The following is a 16840-nucleotide window of genomic DNA, read 5'->3' as shown; positions in this document are numbered from 1 at the left end:
ATTTGAGATGAGTGCACAATTAAATCGGGTGCGTAAGAATACGTTGAACAATCGAGTGTTTTTGTCTCTAGGTTTGAATTCCAATCGGATCGGTGCGCAGTTTTGTGGCCGATGAAGATCTCTAGTCTGCGCAGTAACATGGATCGTACTGCGCAATGTTGTTATTTTGGAGACAAGTGAGAGAAACCAAATTTTCTCGTCTTTGCTGGTACAAGCTCTTTTGTTCTCCTCTTCGCAGCATAACTCATTCGCATTCGAGCGGCTCGTAAGTCACAGCGGGTTGCGGAATGTCCTTGATTTCGACATATATGGTAAGTGTTTCTTTGGGGAACCCAGACGCGATTATTTTTATCCATCTTTAGCCAGAACTGTTTAGCTAGTTCGTTGATGTGGTAACTACTCTTGCATGTAGAACCATTGAGCATGATTGCGATATGGTAGTGTTGGTTCGTTCTTTTTTCGCTCTCTTCTCTGGCCCAAGCATAGGCAATTTTTGAATTGGCTGGGTTGTTGGTACTTGAATATTGCTCTTTCACCGCGGCTAGGAAAAGCTTGAAGAAGCGCGACAGGGGCTTGTTGTCGAGAGTGTATTCCGATTGGTGTAATTGAATCAGGACAACCACTACCTTTGAGTAGTGAGTTATTATGGCGTCTAGCTGCTGATAGGTAGAATCTAAGGCACGAGTGAACACTCCTTTAGGGTATAAAAAGATCGGCTGCTGCTCACCTTGGTATTCGAATAGTCCTATGTTTTTTTTATTAGGGTATGTAGTTAATCTAGAGTCCATAGATGGTGGTTAATTACTAGTGCCACTAACCCTATAAAAAACCGAGTAGTTTAAGCTAGCTACTTCGTCTCTGTTCCTTGAGTGGTAACGGTTTTGGCTACTGGTTTAATCAGAAAGTTAATGGCTTTCGCTCGCAGTTGTATGCAAAAGCGGTCAGCTTGTATTAAAAAATAAGGCACCTTTCGATGCCTTGACCAGAATGAGCCTCTCTAGCTATGAGTTAGCCATTCGACAATGACAGACTCAGGCCATCCCCTAATATAACCTTTCGGCGTTCGGAGTGGTGGTGGAAGCTCGTTGTTTTGAATCATCCTATATACTGTACTTACGCTAACACCCAGTATGTCTGCCAATGATGACTTTTTAATAATCTTTAAGTCCTGCACTGCATATACTTTGCATATGTCTTTATTGCTTGAGGAGGGAAGGTATCTATTCATCTTCCTCTCCTTGTTGTTCGATCCAAGCAAGTATCTGTGAGAGCTTCCATCCGACAGAACGATTACCCAACTTAATACGTTTAGGAAATTGTCCTTTCTGTTCTAGAACCCAAGCATGTGAGCGTGAAATTGAAGTTAGATGCAGTCTTTCTGTTTCACGAATGATTCTGTCAATGTTGTTTGTATTTTGTTTCATATGGCGCCCCTGTTGTTCTGGCGCTTTAATTGAGCGGGGAACTCAAGTGTTTGATTTACAAGGATGCCTTGTGTCAATTTCGGTCATAGATGTCTCCATTTGTTTTGGTATGAATTCTATCTTACGGCTTTGGTTTTTATGTTTCAACAAATAACTTGTTATTTATCATTAACTTATGGCACTTGTTGTTACGCTCTTTGTTGATGTGAAATTTGTAAGTACTCACAAGTTTCATAACACCGAGAAGAGTTTAAGAATTACCTTGGGGTACATTTAGGGGTACAGATAACAAAAAACCGTGTGAGCATGACACTCACACGGCTTTTTATTTCAAGAGGTTACGTTTGAACGATTAGTTCATGCCGTATTTCTTCAGTTTCTTGCGAAGAGTACCGCGGTTGATACCCATCATAGTTGCTGCGCGAGTTTGGTTACCGCGAGTGTACTGCATGATGGTATCTAGTAGTGGCTGTTCAACTTCAGCTAGAACTAATTCGTATAGTTCTGTGACTTCTTGACCGTTTAATTGAGCCAAGTAGTTTTTAAGAGACGCTTTAACAGAGTCACGTAAAGGCTTCTGAGTGATCTGGTCTTGTGACGTTACTGTAGTTACTGTTAATGCTTCTGAAGTCAGATTTTGTTCGAACATATTCGGTCTAGCTCTTCTCTTAATTATGATGCAACGTTAACCCGTAATAACTGAAGCCTTAGCTCCAATTATTTAGGCCTTATCAAAATACTCTTCTAATGCTTCAAGCTGTAGCTCTGCTACATCGATAGCATTGAAGGCATGGCGAAACTCACTTGCCTGTTCATGCTCTTTTAGATACCAGCCAACGTGCTTACGCGCGATACGTGGACCTAAATACTCACCATAGAAATTATGTAGAGCATTGACATGACCAAGCAGGATGTCTTTCACTTCCGAAATCGGGAGATCAGGCATCGTGGTGCCGTTTTCCAAAAAGTGTTGGATTTCCTGAAAAATCCACGGACGACCTTGGGCAGGGCGTCCAATCATTAAAGCGTCTGCACCGGTGTACTCCAGTACATACTTAGCTTTCTCTGGGCTATCGATATCACCGTTAGCAATAACCGGAATAGAGATCGCCTGTTTTACCGCTTTAATGCTGTCATATTCGGCCTCACCTTTGTACATGCATGCTTTGGTGCGCCCGTGAAGGGCTAAAGCTTGTATGCCGCAGTCTTCGGCTAATTTAGCGATTTGGACACAGTTTTTGTTGTCTGTGTCCCAGCCCGTGCGGGTTTTCAATGTCACAGGGACATCTACTGAATTAACAACAGCTTTCAGAATATCTTCGATGATATCTGGGTACTGGAGTAATGCAGAGCCAGCGAGCTTTTTATTCACTTTTTTTGCTGGGCAGCCCATGTTGATATCGATGATCTGTGCACCGTTCTCAACACTAAACTGAGCAGCGTCGGCCATAAGCTGTGGGTCGGCTCCGGCAATTTGTACAGAGCGAATGCCCGATTCGCCTTCGTGTACCATGCGTTGCTTGGACTTAGACGTTTTCCAAAGTTTAGGATTCGAGGACATCATTTCACTGACGGCCATTCCTGCACCATAGCGGAGACACAACTCACGGAATGGTCTATCTGTTACGCCAGCCATTGGGGCAACGATGAGATTGTTCTTAAGTTGGTAGTTTCCGATTTTCAAAACGTCTTCACAGTTTAGTGGTCAACAGACCCATAGCAAGGGCGCGCATTTTACGCATTTTTTGGCGCCGTGAAAAGACTAATATTTGAGCATTTACAATTTGTTTTAGTAAAACGCCCAAAAATCAGTCAATTAGCTTGCAAAGTCTTATCTAGCCTTGCTTTCGACCAGAGATGCGACACCATTCACTTTGCTCTTTGATAGGATCAATGTGAAGCTCATCACGGTAATAGTTCGCAACATCTTCGGCTTGCGTATCAAGCACACCAGACATCGCAAGATGACCATTTGGTTTCACTAATGACTTAATAATTGGTGACAGTTCACGTAGAGGAGCGGCCAAAATATTCGCAACAACGACATCCGCGATCAGACCTTCAGGCTGATCTTGAGGCAGGAAGACTTCAAGTTGTTCGGCAACACCATTTCGCTGCGCGTTATCTTTTGATGCTTGTAGAGCTTGAGGATCAATGTCGATCCCGATAACTTTTTCTGCACCAAGCTTGATCGCAGCGATCGCAAGGATGCCAGAGCCACAACCGAAATCGATGACCGTTTTACCGCTTAAATCTAGCCCTTCAAGCCACTCAAGACAAAGAGCCGTCGTTGGGTGAGTACCAGTACCAAATGCTAGGCCAGGATCGAGCAGTACATTGACTGCGTCCGGCTCTGGGATATCACGCCAGCTTGGACAGATCCATAAGCGCTCGCCAAACTTCATCGGGTGGAAGTTATCCATCCATTCGCGTTCCCAGTCTTTATCTTCGAGCTGTTCTACTTTGTAGGCAAAGCCTTCAGCAAGTAAATTGCTTAGCTTTATTTGCTCAATAATAAAGTTGCTGTCTGCTTCTGCGTCATACAGTGCGAGGATATCAGTATCACCCCAAAGGCGCGTTTCACCCGGAAGAGGCTCAAATACAGGCGTATCGTGAGCGTCTAGAAACGTGACAGATAGGGCTCCAGTCTCTTCCATTAGCATGTCACCGATTTGTTCGGCGTTTTCATTGGTCGCGTTGAGTTTAATTTGAATCCAAGGCATGGGTATGTGCTCTTAAAAGTAAAATTTGCGCAGAGTTTAGCAGATATCTGCTGAGATTATAGACGTAAACAAAAAATGCTCACCGAAGTGAGCATTTTTAAAATAGTTGCTAGTTGCTAGTTGCTAGTTGCTAGAGACAATGTATTCTCGTAGCTCGTAGCTCGTAGCTCGTAGCTCGTAGCTCGTAGCTCGTAGCTCGTAGCTCGTAGCTCGTAGCTCGTAGCTTACTGTAGCCCCAGCTTCTTCTCTAGGTAATGAATGTTGGCACCACCATGTTGGAAGTTTTCATCATTCATAATGCTTTCTTGAAGCGTGATGTTAGTTTTGATGCCTTCAACGATCATCTCGCCTAACGCGTTCTTCATGCGAGCGATGGCTACGTCGCGGTTCTCACCGAATGTGATCAGTTTACCGATCATTGAATCGTAATGAGGTGGTACCGTGTAGCCAGTGTAGATGTGTGATTCCCAACGAACACCCATACCGCCAGGAGCATGGAAGCGTTCGATCTTACCTGGTGAAGGTAGGAAGCGCACTGGGTCTTCTGCGTTGATACGACACTCAATGGCGTGGCCACGGATCTTGATATCATCCTGAGTGAACGACAGAGGTTGGCCCGCAGCAACACGAAGCTGCTCTTTGATTAGGTCAACGCCAGTGACCATTTCAGTTACTGGGTGCTCTACCTGAATACGAGTGTTCATTTCGATGAAGTAGAATTCGCCGTTTTCGTACAGGAACTCAAACGTACCTGCGCCGCGGTAACCGATTTCTAGACATGCACGTGTACAACGTTCACCGATGTATTTACGCATCTCTTCAGTGATACCTGGTGCTGGAGCTTCTTCCACAACCTTCTGGTGACGACGCTGCATCGAACAGTCACGTTCACCTAGGTGGATCGCACCGCCTTGACCATCAGCAATAACCTGAACTTCAACGTGACGAGGGTTCTCTAGGAATTTCTCCATGTAAACCATGTCATTGTTAAAGGCTGCTTTTGCTTCTGCGCGAGTCATAGCGATAGCTTCAACCAACTCACCTTCTGAGCGTACAACACGCATACCACGACCACCGCCGCCACCAGAAGCTTTGATGATCACTGGGTAACCAATTCGCTTAGCGTGCGCTTTGTTTTTGGCTTGATCGTCGTCTAGTGGGCCGTCAGAACCTGGTACACAAGGTACACCAGCTTTCTTCATTGCAGTGATTGCAGAAACTTTATCACCCATGATACGAATGGTGTCAGCCTTAGGGCCAACGAAGATAAAGCCGCTACGCTCAACTTGTTCAGCAAAATCCGCATTTTCTGACAAGAAGCCGTAACCTGGGTGGATAGCCACCGCGCCAGTGACTTCAGCCGCAGAGATGATGCGAGGGATGTTTAGGTAGCTGTCGATACCGCGAGCAGGACCGATACAAATCGATTCATCAGCAAGCAGTACGTGCTTTAGGTCACGGTCGGCTGTTGAGTGTACAGCAACCGTTTTAATACCTAGTTCTTTACATGCACGAAGGATTCGAAGAGCAATTTCTCCTCGGTTCGCGATGACTAATTTATCTAGCATAAGAGAGAGCCTCTATTATTCGATAACAACAAGTGGTTGGTCGAATTCAACTGGTTGGCCGTCTTCAACTAGGATAGCGGTAACAACACCAGACTTGTCAGCTTCGATTTGGTTCATCATCTTCATCGCTTCAACGATACAAAGAGTGTCGCCAGCTTTTACAGTTTGACCAACTTCTACAAATGACTTCGCATCTGGACTTGGAGAACGGTAGAACGTACCTACCATTGGAGAAAGAACTTGGTGACCCGCAGGTACCGTAGGTGCTGCTGCTTCAGTTGCTGCTGGCGCAGGAGCCGCCGCTGCAGGTGCAGCTGCCGCTACAGGAGCTGGCGCTGCGGCATAGTGAATCGGCGCAGGCATTGCAGTGCCGTTACGGCTGATGCGTACCGACTCTTCACCTTCAGAGATTTCTAGCTCAGCAATGCCAGACTCTTCTACTAACTCGATAAGCTTCTTGATTTTACGGATATCCATCTTTTCTTTCTCTTTTATCTTGTGAATAAGACAGCTCATATTGAGCTGCAGAGTGTTTATTTACTTTGATAGTAACTGAGTTACTTTGCCTGCAATTTATTAATAGCAGCAGACAGAGCGAATTCGTAACCTTGTGCGCCTAAGCCGCAAATGACACCTTCTGCCTTATCAGAAAGATAAGAGTGGTGACGGAATGGCTCACGTGCATGTACATTTGATAAATGCACTTCGATAAATGGGATAGCCACGCCGAGCAGTGCATCACGCAGCGCCACACTAGTGTGAGTGAAGGCGGCTGGGTTGATGATAATAAAGTCGACGTTATTGTATGCAGCATGAATGGCTTCAATTAGCTCATATTCACGGTTTGACTGGAGGTGTTGAAGTTCAACGCCGGCTTCGTGAGCTTGTTTGGTTAACGTATCGACAATCTGTGGTAGGCTTTGAGAGCCGTAATGAGCGGGCTCGCGTAGACCTAACAGATTTAGATTTGGACCATTTAAGACAAGAATGCGTGATTTTGCTGTCATTATGCTGCCATCTTCCTACTTCATGATATGAACTGGAATATTCCCATATTATCGCTGATTCAGCATGCTTATTTTGTTAAAAACAACACTGGATCTTTGAAATAGACCCAGATTATAGCCAATTCAGCGCAAATCGCAGCAATTTACTGGTCTAATCTCCCACCTTGGACGTCGTTTTTTGTAACCGAGGTAACATTTTTAATTCGGTTGAGTCAGTGAAACGCTCGTTTTGACAGGCTTAGAAACAACAAAACCGCCACGATGTGACGGTTTTGTTGTATAGGGGGAGGGGGAGTTACGCGAGTTCTGCTTTTTCTGCAATGAGCTTGTCAACCACACTAGGATCGGCCAATGTTGATGTATCACCTAGGTTGCTGGTATCACCGGTTGCAATCTTACGCAGAATTCGGCGCATGATCTTACCTGAACGAGTCTTCGGCAGAGAGTCTGTCCAGTGCAGTACATCTGGAGTCGCGATTGGGCCAATCTCTTTACGTACCCAGTTTTTCACTTCAGCATGCAGTTCTGCACTTGGGAATTCACCGTCATTTAGAGTGATGTAAGCGTAAATTGCCTGACCTTTGATATCGTGTGGGATACCAACAATTGCGGCTTCCGCAATCTTGTGGTGAGCAACAAGCGCTGATTCAATCTCAGCAGTACCCATACGGTGACCTGACACGTTTAGTACGTCATCAACACGACCTGTGATCCAGTAGTAACCGTCTTCATCACGACGAGCACCGTCACTAGTGAAGTACATACCTTTAAAGGTAGAGAAGTAAGTTTGTTCAAAGCGTTCGTGGTCGCCGTAAACGGTACGCATTTGACCTGGCCATGAATCAAGAATGACTAGGTTACCGTCAGTCGCGCCTTCGATGATGTTACCCATGTTATCGACTAGGGCAGGCTGCACACCAAAGAACGGACGGGTCGCTGAGCCAGGTTTTAGGTCTGTTGCCCCTGGTAGTGGAGCGATCAAGATGCCGCCAGTTTCTGTTTGCCACCAAGTATCAACGATTGGTGAGTTCTCATTACCGATGGTTTTGTAGTACCACTCCCAAGCTTCAGGGTTAATAGGTTCTCCCACAGAGCCCATGATACGAAGGCTGCTACGAGACGTACCTTCTACCGCTTCGTTGCCTTTCGCCATTAATGCACGAATGGCTGTTGGTGCAGTGTACAGAATGTTGACTTGATGTTTATCAACCACTTGGCTCATTCGGTTGGTGTTAGGATAGTTTGGCACACCTTCGAACAGAATGGTTTTTGCCCCGTTTGCTAGCGGGCCGTAGATGAGGTAAGTGTGACCAGTGATCCAGCCCACATCCGCTGTACACCAGAAAGTTTCGCCTGGTTGGTAATCAAAGACGTATTTGAACGTCATTGCGGCATACACTAGGTAACCACCCGTTGTGTGTAGGACACCTTTTGGCTTACCTGTTGAGCCGGACGTGTAGAGGATAAAGAGTGGATCTTCTGCTTTCATCTCTTCAGGTGGGCAGTCAGACGAGACGCTTGCTGTTGCTTCATGCCACCAAACATCGCGATGCTCGTGCCAGTCAATGTCACCGCCCGTACGCTTCATAACGATGACTTTTTCGATGGTTTTCACCTCTGGGTTGGTGAGTGCTTCATCGACATTTTTCTTCAGTGGTACTGCGCGACCACCACGTACGCCTTCGTCAGCGGTGATGACGACTTTAGCATCAGAGTCGATAATACGGCCTGAAAGTGCTTCAGGAGAGAAACCACCAAATACGACAGTGTGTACGGCACCGATACGAGTACAAGCAAGCATGGCAACGGCCGCTTCAGTGACCATTGGCATGTAAAGACAGACAACATCACCTTTGCGTACGCCCTGTTCTTTAAGTGCATTTGCGAACTCACAGACTTCTTTGTGTAGTTCTTTGAACGTGAGTGTTTTGTCATCGTTTGGATCGTCGCCTTCCCAGATGATGGCAATATCATCGCCACGCTCAGCTAGGTGACGGTCAATACAGTTAGCGGATACGTTAAGCGTGCCATCTTCGAACCAACGAATGTCTACGTGGCCTGTGTCGAAAGAGGTATTTTTAACCTGAGTGAATGGCTTGATCCAGTCGACAATTTTGCCGTGCTCACTCCAGAAGCCAACAGGGTCTGTGACAGATTGCTGGTACATGGCTTGGTAAGTATCGTTATCCGCGTGTGTGTTTTTCTTGATGTTCTCTTTTACCGGATAAATATGGGCTTCACTCATTGCTTGTCTCCTTGTTGCTTAATTCAGTGTGAATCGAGCAATTGTCCGTTTAAAACGAGAAGGTCACCTGACCTCGACGTTGTAAAATCCTTATGCCTATAACTTTCAATCACAGGAGTAGATTCGACAATTAGACTTTAGGATGATAGGAAGAATTCTGCTTAAAAATTAGCGATCTATGTTTGAAATTGGGATTTAAATTGGCCTTTTTACTAGCTTCTGTAGGGGAGGCTAAGACTAGGCAGATCACCTTTTGTCAGGCGAACGAAGACCAAGGCAGCAGAAATGGCATCTTGAAGTGCGTCGTGCTTATCTTGGATTGGCAGATCTAAATGGCGGCAGATCGCGTCGAGACTGAGATCAAAATACGCGTTGGGTAAATGTTTTTCTAACTTGTCATGATAAATCTGGCTGACTTCGATCAACGGATTTGGCAATGGAAATCCTAGCTGTTTAAGACAGGCTAAATCGAGTATTTTCTTATCGTAACGAATGTGATAACCAACCAGAGGTCGATTGCCAATAAAATCTAACAGTTGAATAAGGGCTTGTTTTTCATCGATACCATCAGCGAGATCTTGGTGGCGTATCTTGTGGATTTTGACTGAGCCAGAATCAAGAGACTGAGGAGCACGCAGTCGCACCTCAAATGGTTTGCTAGTGATGATTCGGTTATCGATGATTTTGGTTGCGGCAATCGTTACTAGTTCTGCACGATTAGGATCCAAACTGGTTGTTTCACAATCGAGCGAGACATATTCTCCTTTTTTAACAGAGGCAAATAGCGGCTGATAAGGCGAGCCTTTAAGTTTGTAATACCAGTAACGGCGGACTATCCAGTTCATCGCAAAGCCTTAATCCCTGATTTGATAATGATAGCCTAAGAACTGCTTAAACTTTTTCACTACATGTAAGCTATGTCGCAGCAAGTCACGCTCGGTTCGGTCTATCTGACTGAGATCGATACGGTTGTGGTTATGTTGATTACTTAATTGCTGATTCAAGCGCAGTTTAAACAGTAGCTTGAGGGCTTCGCTAAGGTTGTCAGCGGTGTCAGGTTCTAGAATCCGCTTTTTGCGTAGGGCTTCGATGCGCTCAAAGGTGTTTTTCTCTTCAATACCGTACTCCAGTGACAAGGTGCGAATACCATGCACTATTGGGAAGATACCGCCACTTTTGACATCCACCCCTTGTTTGTCTTTCTTTACGTTGCCAAACAGAGTTAACGGAAGAGAAAACTGTAGAGCGGGACGAGAGAAGTCTTGCAACGCCAACATGTTATTGAACATGATTTTCTTCAAATGTGCCATGACGGGTTCTAGCAACGATTTGTTGCCTGCAACCGCGTGAGCGTCGGTGAAGATGGCAAGATCCATGACTTGCTCTGCGGAGTTGGGTTTTGACCACACGCCTATGGTGTTCTTCCATGCGGTTTGTGTTTTAACCCATTTTGGATTGTTGACCATCACTTTTCCTGGGCAGAGAGGGTAACCCAATTGCTGCAATGTGTGTGTTAGCTGTTCCATGACGGCTTCACACTGATGCCAGTGCACATCGTCTTTAATAATTAAGGCGTTGTCTTGGTCTGTTTTGAGGATCTGTTCTCCTCGCCCTTCTGAGCCTAAAACAACCAGACAACACTGGTCGTGAAGGGCGGGAGGAACAATCAGTTCAAAAGCTTTTTCGATGATTTGTTCATTAACCGCAGAGATCAACTCCATGATAAAGCGGGTTCGAATACCGTTGTTAAGCAGACTTTCTACTAGGTGACGCTGACGATTAGAAGCCAGAGCGAGTTCTTCAATGCTTGAGCTGCGAGCAATACTTAAGGTCAGTACATGAGAGTGAGTGGAGAAAGCACTCAAAATCTGTGTCATGTCGAGCATGCCAACCGCTTCTTTACCATCGGAGACCATGACGCGCTTCATTCGATTGCGCGTCATTTTAATCATGGCGTTAAACAGAAAATCCCCATTCTCGACATGAATGACCGGAAAAGTTGCAATTTGACCAACTGGGGTGTCGAGTGGATGACCATCAAGCATGACTGCGTGAAGCATGTTGGTTCGAGTGATGATGCCATAAGGCAGAGAATGTGGGTCATTCACTACGCGTTCGTCATCGTCATTGAGTCTGACGAGTGCAGAATCAATCCCGTTTTGTTTTAAAGTGAGTGTCACTTCATTAAGTGGTTGCTCTGGTGACAGTAGCATCGGTGGATGATAAATATCGCTATCCACTTTGGTCAGAATAAATTCAGCGAGATTTTGCTGCTGTTGGGCGGCTTCAATCAACTCTTGTCTACGAGCTAGGTTGTTATCGAAGTAAGCGGCAAATTGACCATTGGCGTTGTAAAGTTCTAGAAAAACCGATTTTGGGAGCAGATAAGAAAGTGTGTCTTCGAGTGCCACATATCTGTGTTTGACGGTCTCTTCGAACAGCGCGCGAACATCAAACAAGTCATCATTGGCGTAGTGGGCAAAGATCTCTTTGTCGTCTTCTGAACGTTCCTCAACGGCGCCCTTGATGAGTATATGTAAATGCTGACTGGCGACACCAGGCTGGAGTAATGTCTCTTTGGCGCGAAAGTAAGCTACATCGAGTGAGCTACGCAGTTTTTTTTGCTGCTCAGGGTCTAAACGGTCAAAGGGTGGGGATTGCATATTGAACTTATCTGGCATAGCGACTGACTCATGCGATCTCTACATCCGTTTAGTGTGCAGGATTTTGACAATTGTGCTAGACGACTTTGGTCGAACCCGTGGCATGAACACTTTCTTATTGTGACAATAGGGAAACTAAGTTGTGATAATTCTTCCCTTTTTATTCCGCCTTGAGCAAACGATAATACCTTGCCCCTTATTTGATGTATTTCGAGGTTTTGATGTTAACCCCTTCTCCTTATGGCTGGATCTCCCAGTATTTTGTTGGCTTCTTTTTTGCCTACGGCGTCTATCTGCCGTTTTGGGCATTATGGTTTGAAGAGCAGGGGGTATCCGCAACTGACATTGGTCTACTTGTCGGCATTGGTTTTGCGACTCGTTGCGTCGCTAACATGGTACTGACGCCTCGAATTCATAAAGTCGAACATTTAATTCCGGCACTCCGCTGGTTGACGGTGGCCTCGATTATTTTTGTCGCATTTCATTTCTTCACAGGGGGAAGCTTCTGGTTGATGGCGTTGGTCACGGTACTATTCAACCTTTGTTGTGGCCCTATTGTTCCACTTTCTGATGCCATGGCAAACTACTATGCACGGCTTAAGATGCTCGACTACGGACGTACCCGTCTATGGGGTTCCCTTGCCTTTATCGCCGGGTCAACTGTGGTTGGCTATCTTGTTGCTCAGTACGGTTCAGATATGATTATCTATACCGCGTTGTCAGGTGTCATCGTCGCGCTAATCTTTTCGGCGCGTAGCATTAATCCAATGCCCGTGACGACCTCAGAAGATGACGCTGAACGTCCTAAACTGACAGAGTTGCTGCGTGAACTGCCTGTGATTAAATTTTTACTACTGGTGGCAATGATTCAGGGAAGTCATGCGGCGTATTACAGTTTTAGCTCCATTTACTGGAAAGGTGCGGGTTACTCTGAAGACATCATCGGTTACTTGTGGAGCTTAGGGGTGGCGGCTGAGGTGGCAGTATTTGCTCTAAGTAAACGTCTGTTCTCTGGCTGGAGTTTGCGCGCTTTATTTGTCGTAGCAGCACTAGGGGTTATCGTTCGTTGGGGGCTAACCGCGTCGACGACGGCATTGTTAGCGTTAGTTGCAATCCAGCTATTACACGGCGTGACTTTCGCGATGGCACATATTGCTGCCATTCAATATATTCAGCATTCAGAGCAGCGCAAAATGGTGGCACTGCAAGCCTTATATAATGCGATTCCGCTCGGTGCTTTTATCGCGCTAATGACGACCCTAAGTGGCTGGGGATATGAACACTGGGGTGCGAATATTTTCTGGGCAATGGCCGTGATGGGAGTGGTGGCTCTATTTATTAAGGTTGAGCCGCAAGGGCACAGTGCCGATCAGATAATGAAAGCGGAGCCCAAAGCACAGAATTAAGCCGATTTGATTGAGTTCGTGTGCTTTAATGAGTTTAATGAAACCTCTTCAATATGAAGAGGTTTTTTTGTTTCTGACCAGAACAAATACCATGGATGAATAAGATAAGGATATCTGATGCAAGGTTGGCTCGTGATCACCGTATCACTGTTGTATCTCGGTTTGCTGTTTCTCATTGCCTGGTACGGTGATAAACAACACTCTTGGTTAGCGAAGTGGCGACCTTGGGTCTACAGCTTATCCATTGCCGTGTACTGTACCTCTTGGACCTTTTATGGCACCGTTGGGCAGGCCAGCAGCAACCCATGGTCATTTCTTCCCATTTATCTAGCCCCAATACTGGTGTTTACTCTAGGCTGGCGTATTCTTGCTCGCCTTATCATTACGGCTAAACGGGAACATATTACGTCGATAGCTGACTTTATTGCGGCACGCTATGGTAAATCCCAAGGTTTGGCTGTGGTGGTTACTTTAATCGCGGTAGCAGGCATCCTACCTTACATAGCGCTCCAGTTGCGTGGTATTACCATGGGATTGGAGATCATCGCCCCAGATTTGCCAGCACAATTCGAAGGGTCAGGGTTCGATGTGTCTTGGTTTGTTGTCGTTGCATTGGCTATCTTTACCATGCTGTTTGGTACACGACATATCGATAATACCGAGCACCACCGTGGCATGATGATGGCGATTGCGTTCGAATCGATTATCAAGCTGGTGGCCTTCCTTGCGGTTGGTCTGTTTATCCTATTTCTGGCACTAAACCGAAGCGATGTGGAATTAGTCGACATCGCTCGACAAACTTATCAGTCGCCCAATGTTCCAACTTTACTGATCCATACTCTGCTCACCATGTTGGCAATTGTCTGTCTGCCGCGTCAGTTCCATACCATGGTCGTAGAAAATGAACGAGCGCAAGACTTGCACACAGCGCGCTGGTTGTTTCCGATCTACCTGATTTTGATGGGCATCTTTGTACTACCAATCGCTTGGGTCGGGCAATCACTGTTGACTGATGCGAGTCCTGATACCTATGTTATCAGTCTACCGATGGCTGTTGGGGCGCAAGATGTCGCCTTGCTGGCATTCTTGGGGGGAACATCCGCGGCGAGTGGTATGGTGATTGTCTCGACAATCGCACTGGCAATCATGGTCTCGAATGATTTAGTCATGCCGCTGTTGCTGCGCAGAATGCGCTTATCTCAGCGTAATCACAGGCATTTCTCCGGTTTACTGTTGGTTATTCGTCGTGGGCTAATCCTGTTGCTGCTGCTTGGTGCATGGGCTTTTTATCAGGCGTTGGGCAGTATCCACTCCTTGTCAGCGATCGGTTTTCTTTCTTTTGCGGCGATCACTCAATTCGCCCCAGCCCTGCTAGGTGGGATGTACTGGCGACAGGGCAATCGAAAGGGGGTTTATGTTGGCTTAGCGGTTGGCTTTACCCTCTGGTTGATCACTTTGATGAGTCAGACTGATATGTTGGCGGGCAGTGCGGAGAGTAATCTGTTGTTATGGCTGATTACACCACCTGATTTGCTGCAGCATTGGGATGTGACTAACTCTGATTGGGGCATATTGCTGAGTATCTCTCTTAATGCTCTTTGCTACGTTGTCGTTTCGCTGTTTACCCGCGCGAGTTTGAGTGAACGACTACAATCCGCTTCTTTCGTTGGTACTCCATTACCAGAAAGCGAGAACATGAGCCTTTATCAAAGTCGAGTGACCGTCGGCGAGTTAGAAATGCTTGCTTCTCGCTTTGTGGGTCGCCAGAGAGTGCGTAACGCCTTCCGACAATATTGGCATCAGCAACGAGAAACCATGCTGCCAAATCAGCAGGCTCCATCCACCTTAATCCGCCATACTGAGCGTGTTCTCGCTGGTGTGTTTGGTGCTTCTTCAGCAAAGTTAGTACTCACTTCAGCTCTGCAAGGACGCAACATGCAGTTAGAAGAAGTGGCTACCATCGTCGATGAAGCGTCAGAGCTGTATGACTTCAGCCGAGGTCTATTGCAAGGTGCGATTGAACACATAGGTCAGGGAATTGCGGTGGTCGATAAGCAGTTGCGGCTGGTGGCGTGGAATCAGCGTTATCTTGAATTATTTACTTTTCCAGCCGGACTGATTCAGGTTGGTCGACCGATCGCCGATGTGATTCGCCACAACGCTCAACAAGGTCTATGTGGCCCAGGCGACCCTGAAGAACATGTTCGTCGGCGTGTGTTCCATTTAGAGCAAGGTACGCGGCATACCTCGTCGCGGGTTCGCCCTGATGGTCGAGTTATTGAAGTTCAGGGCAATCCAATGCCGGGTGGCGGCTTTGTTATGAGTTTTACTGATATTACGGTGTTCCGAGACGCAGAACAGGCACTAAAAGACGCCAATGAACGCTTAGAAGTGCGAGTGAGAGAGCGAACTCAAGAGCTAGAACAATTGAACAAAAAGCTGGTTGTGGCAACTCAGCGATCGGAACATGAATCTCAATCTAAATCTCGCTTCTTGGCAGCAGTAAGTCATGATTTGATGCAGCCGCTCAATGCGGCTCGTCTGTTTGCGTCCTCGTTATCAGAGGTCGCGAGCGAGCCAGAAACCAAGCAGTTGTCTGGTCATATAGAGAGCGCATTGGGGGCGGCCGAAGATCTGATTGGTGACCTGCTGGATATTTCTCGTCTTGAGTCGGGCAAACTTGATACTCACGTTCATGGTTTTGCCATCAATGACGTATTGTCCAATCTCAATGCCGAATTTAGTGCCTTAGCCAAGCAACAGGGCATTGAGTTTTCAATGATACCGAGCCGGATGCTGGTTCAGTCAGACCCTAAGCTACTGCGCCGAGTGGTGCAAAACTTTTTGACCAACGCATTTCGCTACAGCCCTAAAGGAAAGGTTGTGCTTGGCGTCAAGCGTGTTGGGGGGCAAGCGAGAATCGATGTTTGGGACAACGGCATGGGGATCGACGAAGACAAACAACAAGAGATCTTCGAGGAGTTCAACCGTGGTAGTCAGGTCCGTTCAGATCAAGGGCTTGGCCTTGGTTTAGCCATATCAAAAGGCATCGCTCATGTGCTGGGTCATCAAATCACCATGCGCTCATGGCCGGGCAAGGGAAGTGTTTTCTCTATTACGCTAGCACGCAGTGAAAAAGTTCTGCCTCCGGTTAAAGAGAGTGTTGCAACCACAGTCTCTGACCTTAGTCATTTGAAAGTTCTTTGTGTCGATAATGAACAAGATATCTTGGTTGGAATGGATAACTTGCTCGGACGTTGGGGCTGTGATGTTCGCACGGCTATCGATTTGGTGGGCTGCTTGCAGTCGATAGACGAGCACTGGGTACCAGACGTGATATTGTCAGATTACCGTCTTGATAATGGGCGCACGGGTCTAGAGGTTCTACAGCAGTGTCGTTTACGTTTAGGTGATAGTTTTGTTGGGGTCATCATCAGCGCCGATCGTACCGAAGATATGTTGTATGGTATTAAATCGAACGGCTTTAGTTTTATTCCTAAGCCAGTCAAGCCTCTAAAATTGAGAGCGGTGTTGAATCGGGTGTAGGGGGTTAGAGTGGGCTTCGCCCTGCGAGAATTTAGAACGCTGCGCTCCGAGAACGGACTTCGTCCTTCGAGAGGTGCGCGTTATAGCTGCTGGGTAGGTATCTGAACCAGAGCTTTTTGTTGGGAACTTACGTCTAAAATACAGAAAAAAGGTTGACGCCTTAACGTCAACCTTGCAAATTTTCTCGCTTCTCGCTTCTCGCTTCTCGCTTCTCGCTTCTCGCTTCTCGCTTCTCGCTTCTCGCTTCTCGCTTCTCGC

Annotated in this window: 14 protein-coding genes; 2 read left to right on the top strand and 12 right to left on the bottom strand. The window is 46.5% G+C overall.

Translation table 11 applies throughout. The features are described 5' to 3' along the window. Positions 1-161 precede the first annotated feature (161 nt). The 12 genes from ACQEXR_RS15350 to ACQEXR_RS15295 form a co-directional block, all read right to left on the bottom strand. Positions 162-788, bottom strand: a complete 627-nt coding sequence (locus tag ACQEXR_RS15350; RefSeq protein WP_427020683.1) for a YagK/YfjJ domain-containing protein — start codon at positions 786-788, stop codon at positions 162-164. 209 nt (positions 789-997) lie between these two features. Next, positions 998-1228 carry a helix-turn-helix transcriptional regulator gene (locus tag ACQEXR_RS15345; RefSeq protein WP_427020682.1) on the bottom strand — a complete coding sequence of 77 codons (231 nt, stop codon included), beginning with the start codon at positions 1226-1228 and terminating at the stop codon, positions 998-1000. Continuing rightward, positions 1221-1424, bottom strand: a complete 204-nt coding sequence (locus ACQEXR_RS15340) for a helix-turn-helix transcriptional regulator (RefSeq protein WP_427020681.1) — start codon at positions 1422-1424, stop codon at positions 1221-1223. The genes ACQEXR_RS15345 and ACQEXR_RS15340 overlap by 8 nt, the downstream gene beginning before the upstream one ends. Positions 1425-1776: 352 nt before the next feature. Further along, positions 1777-2073, bottom strand: coding sequence for a DNA-binding transcriptional regulator Fis (gene fis, locus ACQEXR_RS15335; protein ID WP_000462885.1), 297 nt, complete (start codon positions 2071-2073; stop codon positions 1777-1779). Positions 2074-2145: 72 nt separating this feature from the next. Next, positions 2146-3108 (bottom strand): tRNA dihydrouridine synthase DusB, encoded by a 963-nt coding sequence (gene dusB / locus ACQEXR_RS15330; RefSeq protein ID WP_427020680.1) that lies wholly within the window; start codon positions 3106-3108, stop codon positions 2146-2148. A 151-nt stretch (positions 3109-3259) separates the two neighbouring features. Next, on the bottom strand, positions 3260-4147 hold the full coding sequence (prmA, locus tag ACQEXR_RS15325) for a 50S ribosomal protein L11 methyltransferase (protein ID WP_269377066.1): 888 nt from the start codon (positions 4145-4147) through the stop codon (positions 3260-3262). Between the two features lie 224 nt (positions 4148-4371). Next, positions 4372-5715: an acetyl-CoA carboxylase biotin carboxylase subunit gene (accC, locus tag ACQEXR_RS15320; protein WP_331417604.1), complete on the bottom strand. Its 1344-nt coding sequence runs from the start codon at positions 5713-5715 to the stop codon at positions 4372-4374. A 15-nt stretch (positions 5716-5730) separates the two neighbouring features. Further along, positions 5731-6192: an acetyl-CoA carboxylase biotin carboxyl carrier protein gene (gene accB, locus ACQEXR_RS15315; protein ID WP_427020679.1), complete on the bottom strand. Its 462-nt coding sequence runs from the start codon at positions 6190-6192 to the stop codon at positions 5731-5733. Positions 6193-6272: 80 nt separating this feature from the next. Beyond that, positions 6273-6722 carry a type II 3-dehydroquinate dehydratase gene (gene aroQ / locus ACQEXR_RS15310; RefSeq protein WP_269377069.1) on the bottom strand — a complete coding sequence of 150 codons (450 nt, stop codon included), beginning with the start codon at positions 6720-6722 and terminating at the stop codon, positions 6273-6275. A 295-nt stretch (positions 6723-7017) separates the two neighbouring features. After that, positions 7018-8967: an acetate--CoA ligase gene (acs, locus tag ACQEXR_RS15305; RefSeq protein ID WP_427020678.1), complete on the bottom strand. Its 1950-nt coding sequence runs from the start codon at positions 8965-8967 to the stop codon at positions 7018-7020. A gap of 212 nt (positions 8968-9179) precedes the next feature. Continuing rightward, entirely contained in the window at positions 9180-9812 is a 633-nt protein-coding gene (locus ACQEXR_RS15300) for a 3'-5' exonuclease (RefSeq protein ID WP_269377071.1), read from the bottom strand. A 9-nt stretch (positions 9813-9821) separates the two neighbouring features. Continuing rightward, positions 9822-11648: a DUF294 nucleotidyltransferase-like domain-containing protein gene (locus ACQEXR_RS15295; RefSeq protein WP_427020677.1), complete on the bottom strand. Its 1827-nt coding sequence runs from the start codon at positions 11646-11648 to the stop codon at positions 9822-9824. A 203-nt stretch (positions 11649-11851) separates the two neighbouring features. On the opposite strand from ACQEXR_RS15295, the gene ACQEXR_RS15290 reads away from it, so the two are divergent. After that, positions 11852-13036: a 3-phenylpropionate MFS transporter gene (locus ACQEXR_RS15290; protein ID WP_426951824.1), complete on the top strand. Its 1185-nt coding sequence runs from the start codon at positions 11852-11854 to the stop codon at positions 13034-13036. Positions 13037-13153: 117 nt separating this feature from the next. Continuing rightward, a complete protein-coding gene (locus tag ACQEXR_RS15285) occupies positions 13154-16582 on the top strand; it encodes a PAS domain-containing hybrid sensor histidine kinase/response regulator (protein ID WP_427020676.1) in 3429 nt (1142 codons plus the stop codon). Positions 16583-16840 lie beyond the last annotated feature (258 nt).

Origin of the sequence: Vibrio sp. TRT 2004 (assembly GCF_050113735.1) — a bacterium.
Taxonomy (GTDB): Bacteria; Pseudomonadota; Gammaproteobacteria; order Enterobacterales; family Vibrionaceae; genus Vibrio.
This window is presented reverse-complemented; position numbering and strand designations above follow the sequence as displayed.

Bases quoted from the DNA above. Each gene is read 5' to 3' on its own strand.
- accB (WP_427020679.1), bottom strand. From the start codon at position 6,192: ATGGATATCCGTAAAATCAAGAAGCTTATCGAGTTAGTAGAAGAGTCT.
- accC (WP_331417604.1), bottom strand. From the start codon at position 5,715: ATGCTAGATAAATTAGTCATCGCGAACCGAGGAGAAATTGCTCTTCGA.
- fis (WP_000462885.1), bottom strand. From the start codon at position 2,073: ATGTTCGAACAAAATCTGACTTCAGAAGCATTAACAGTAACTACAGTA.
- ACQEXR_RS15350 (WP_427020683.1), bottom strand. From the start codon at position 788: ATGGACTCTAGATTAACTACATACCCTAATAAAAAAAACATAGGACTA.
- prmA (WP_269377066.1), bottom strand. From the start codon at position 4,147: ATGCCTTGGATTCAAATTAAACTCAACGCGACCAATGAAAACGCCGAA.
- aroQ (WP_269377069.1), bottom strand. From the start codon at position 6,722: ATGACAGCAAAATCACGCATTCTTGTCTTAAATGGTCCAAATCTAAAT.
- ACQEXR_RS15285 (WP_427020676.1), top strand. From the start codon at position 13,154: ATGCAAGGTTGGCTCGTGATCACCGTATCACTGTTGTATCTCGGTTTG.
- ACQEXR_RS15290 (WP_426951824.1), top strand. From the start codon at position 11,852: ATGTTAACCCCTTCTCCTTATGGCTGGATCTCCCAGTATTTTGTTGGC.
- ACQEXR_RS15345 (WP_427020682.1), bottom strand. From the start codon at position 1,228: ATGAATAGATACCTTCCCTCCTCAAGCAATAAAGACATATGCAAAGTA.
- ACQEXR_RS15340 (WP_427020681.1), bottom strand. From the start codon at position 1,424: ATGAAACAAAATACAAACAACATTGACAGAATCATTCGTGAAACAGAA.
- ACQEXR_RS15300 (WP_269377071.1), bottom strand. From the start codon at position 9,812: ATGAACTGGATAGTCCGCCGTTACTGGTATTACAAACTTAAAGGCTCG.
- acs (WP_427020678.1), bottom strand. From the start codon at position 8,967: ATGAGTGAAGCCCATATTTATCCGGTAAAAGAGAACATCAAGAAAAAC.
- ACQEXR_RS15295 (WP_427020677.1), bottom strand. From the start codon at position 11,648: ATGCCAGATAAGTTCAATATGCAATCCCCACCCTTTGACCGTTTAGAC.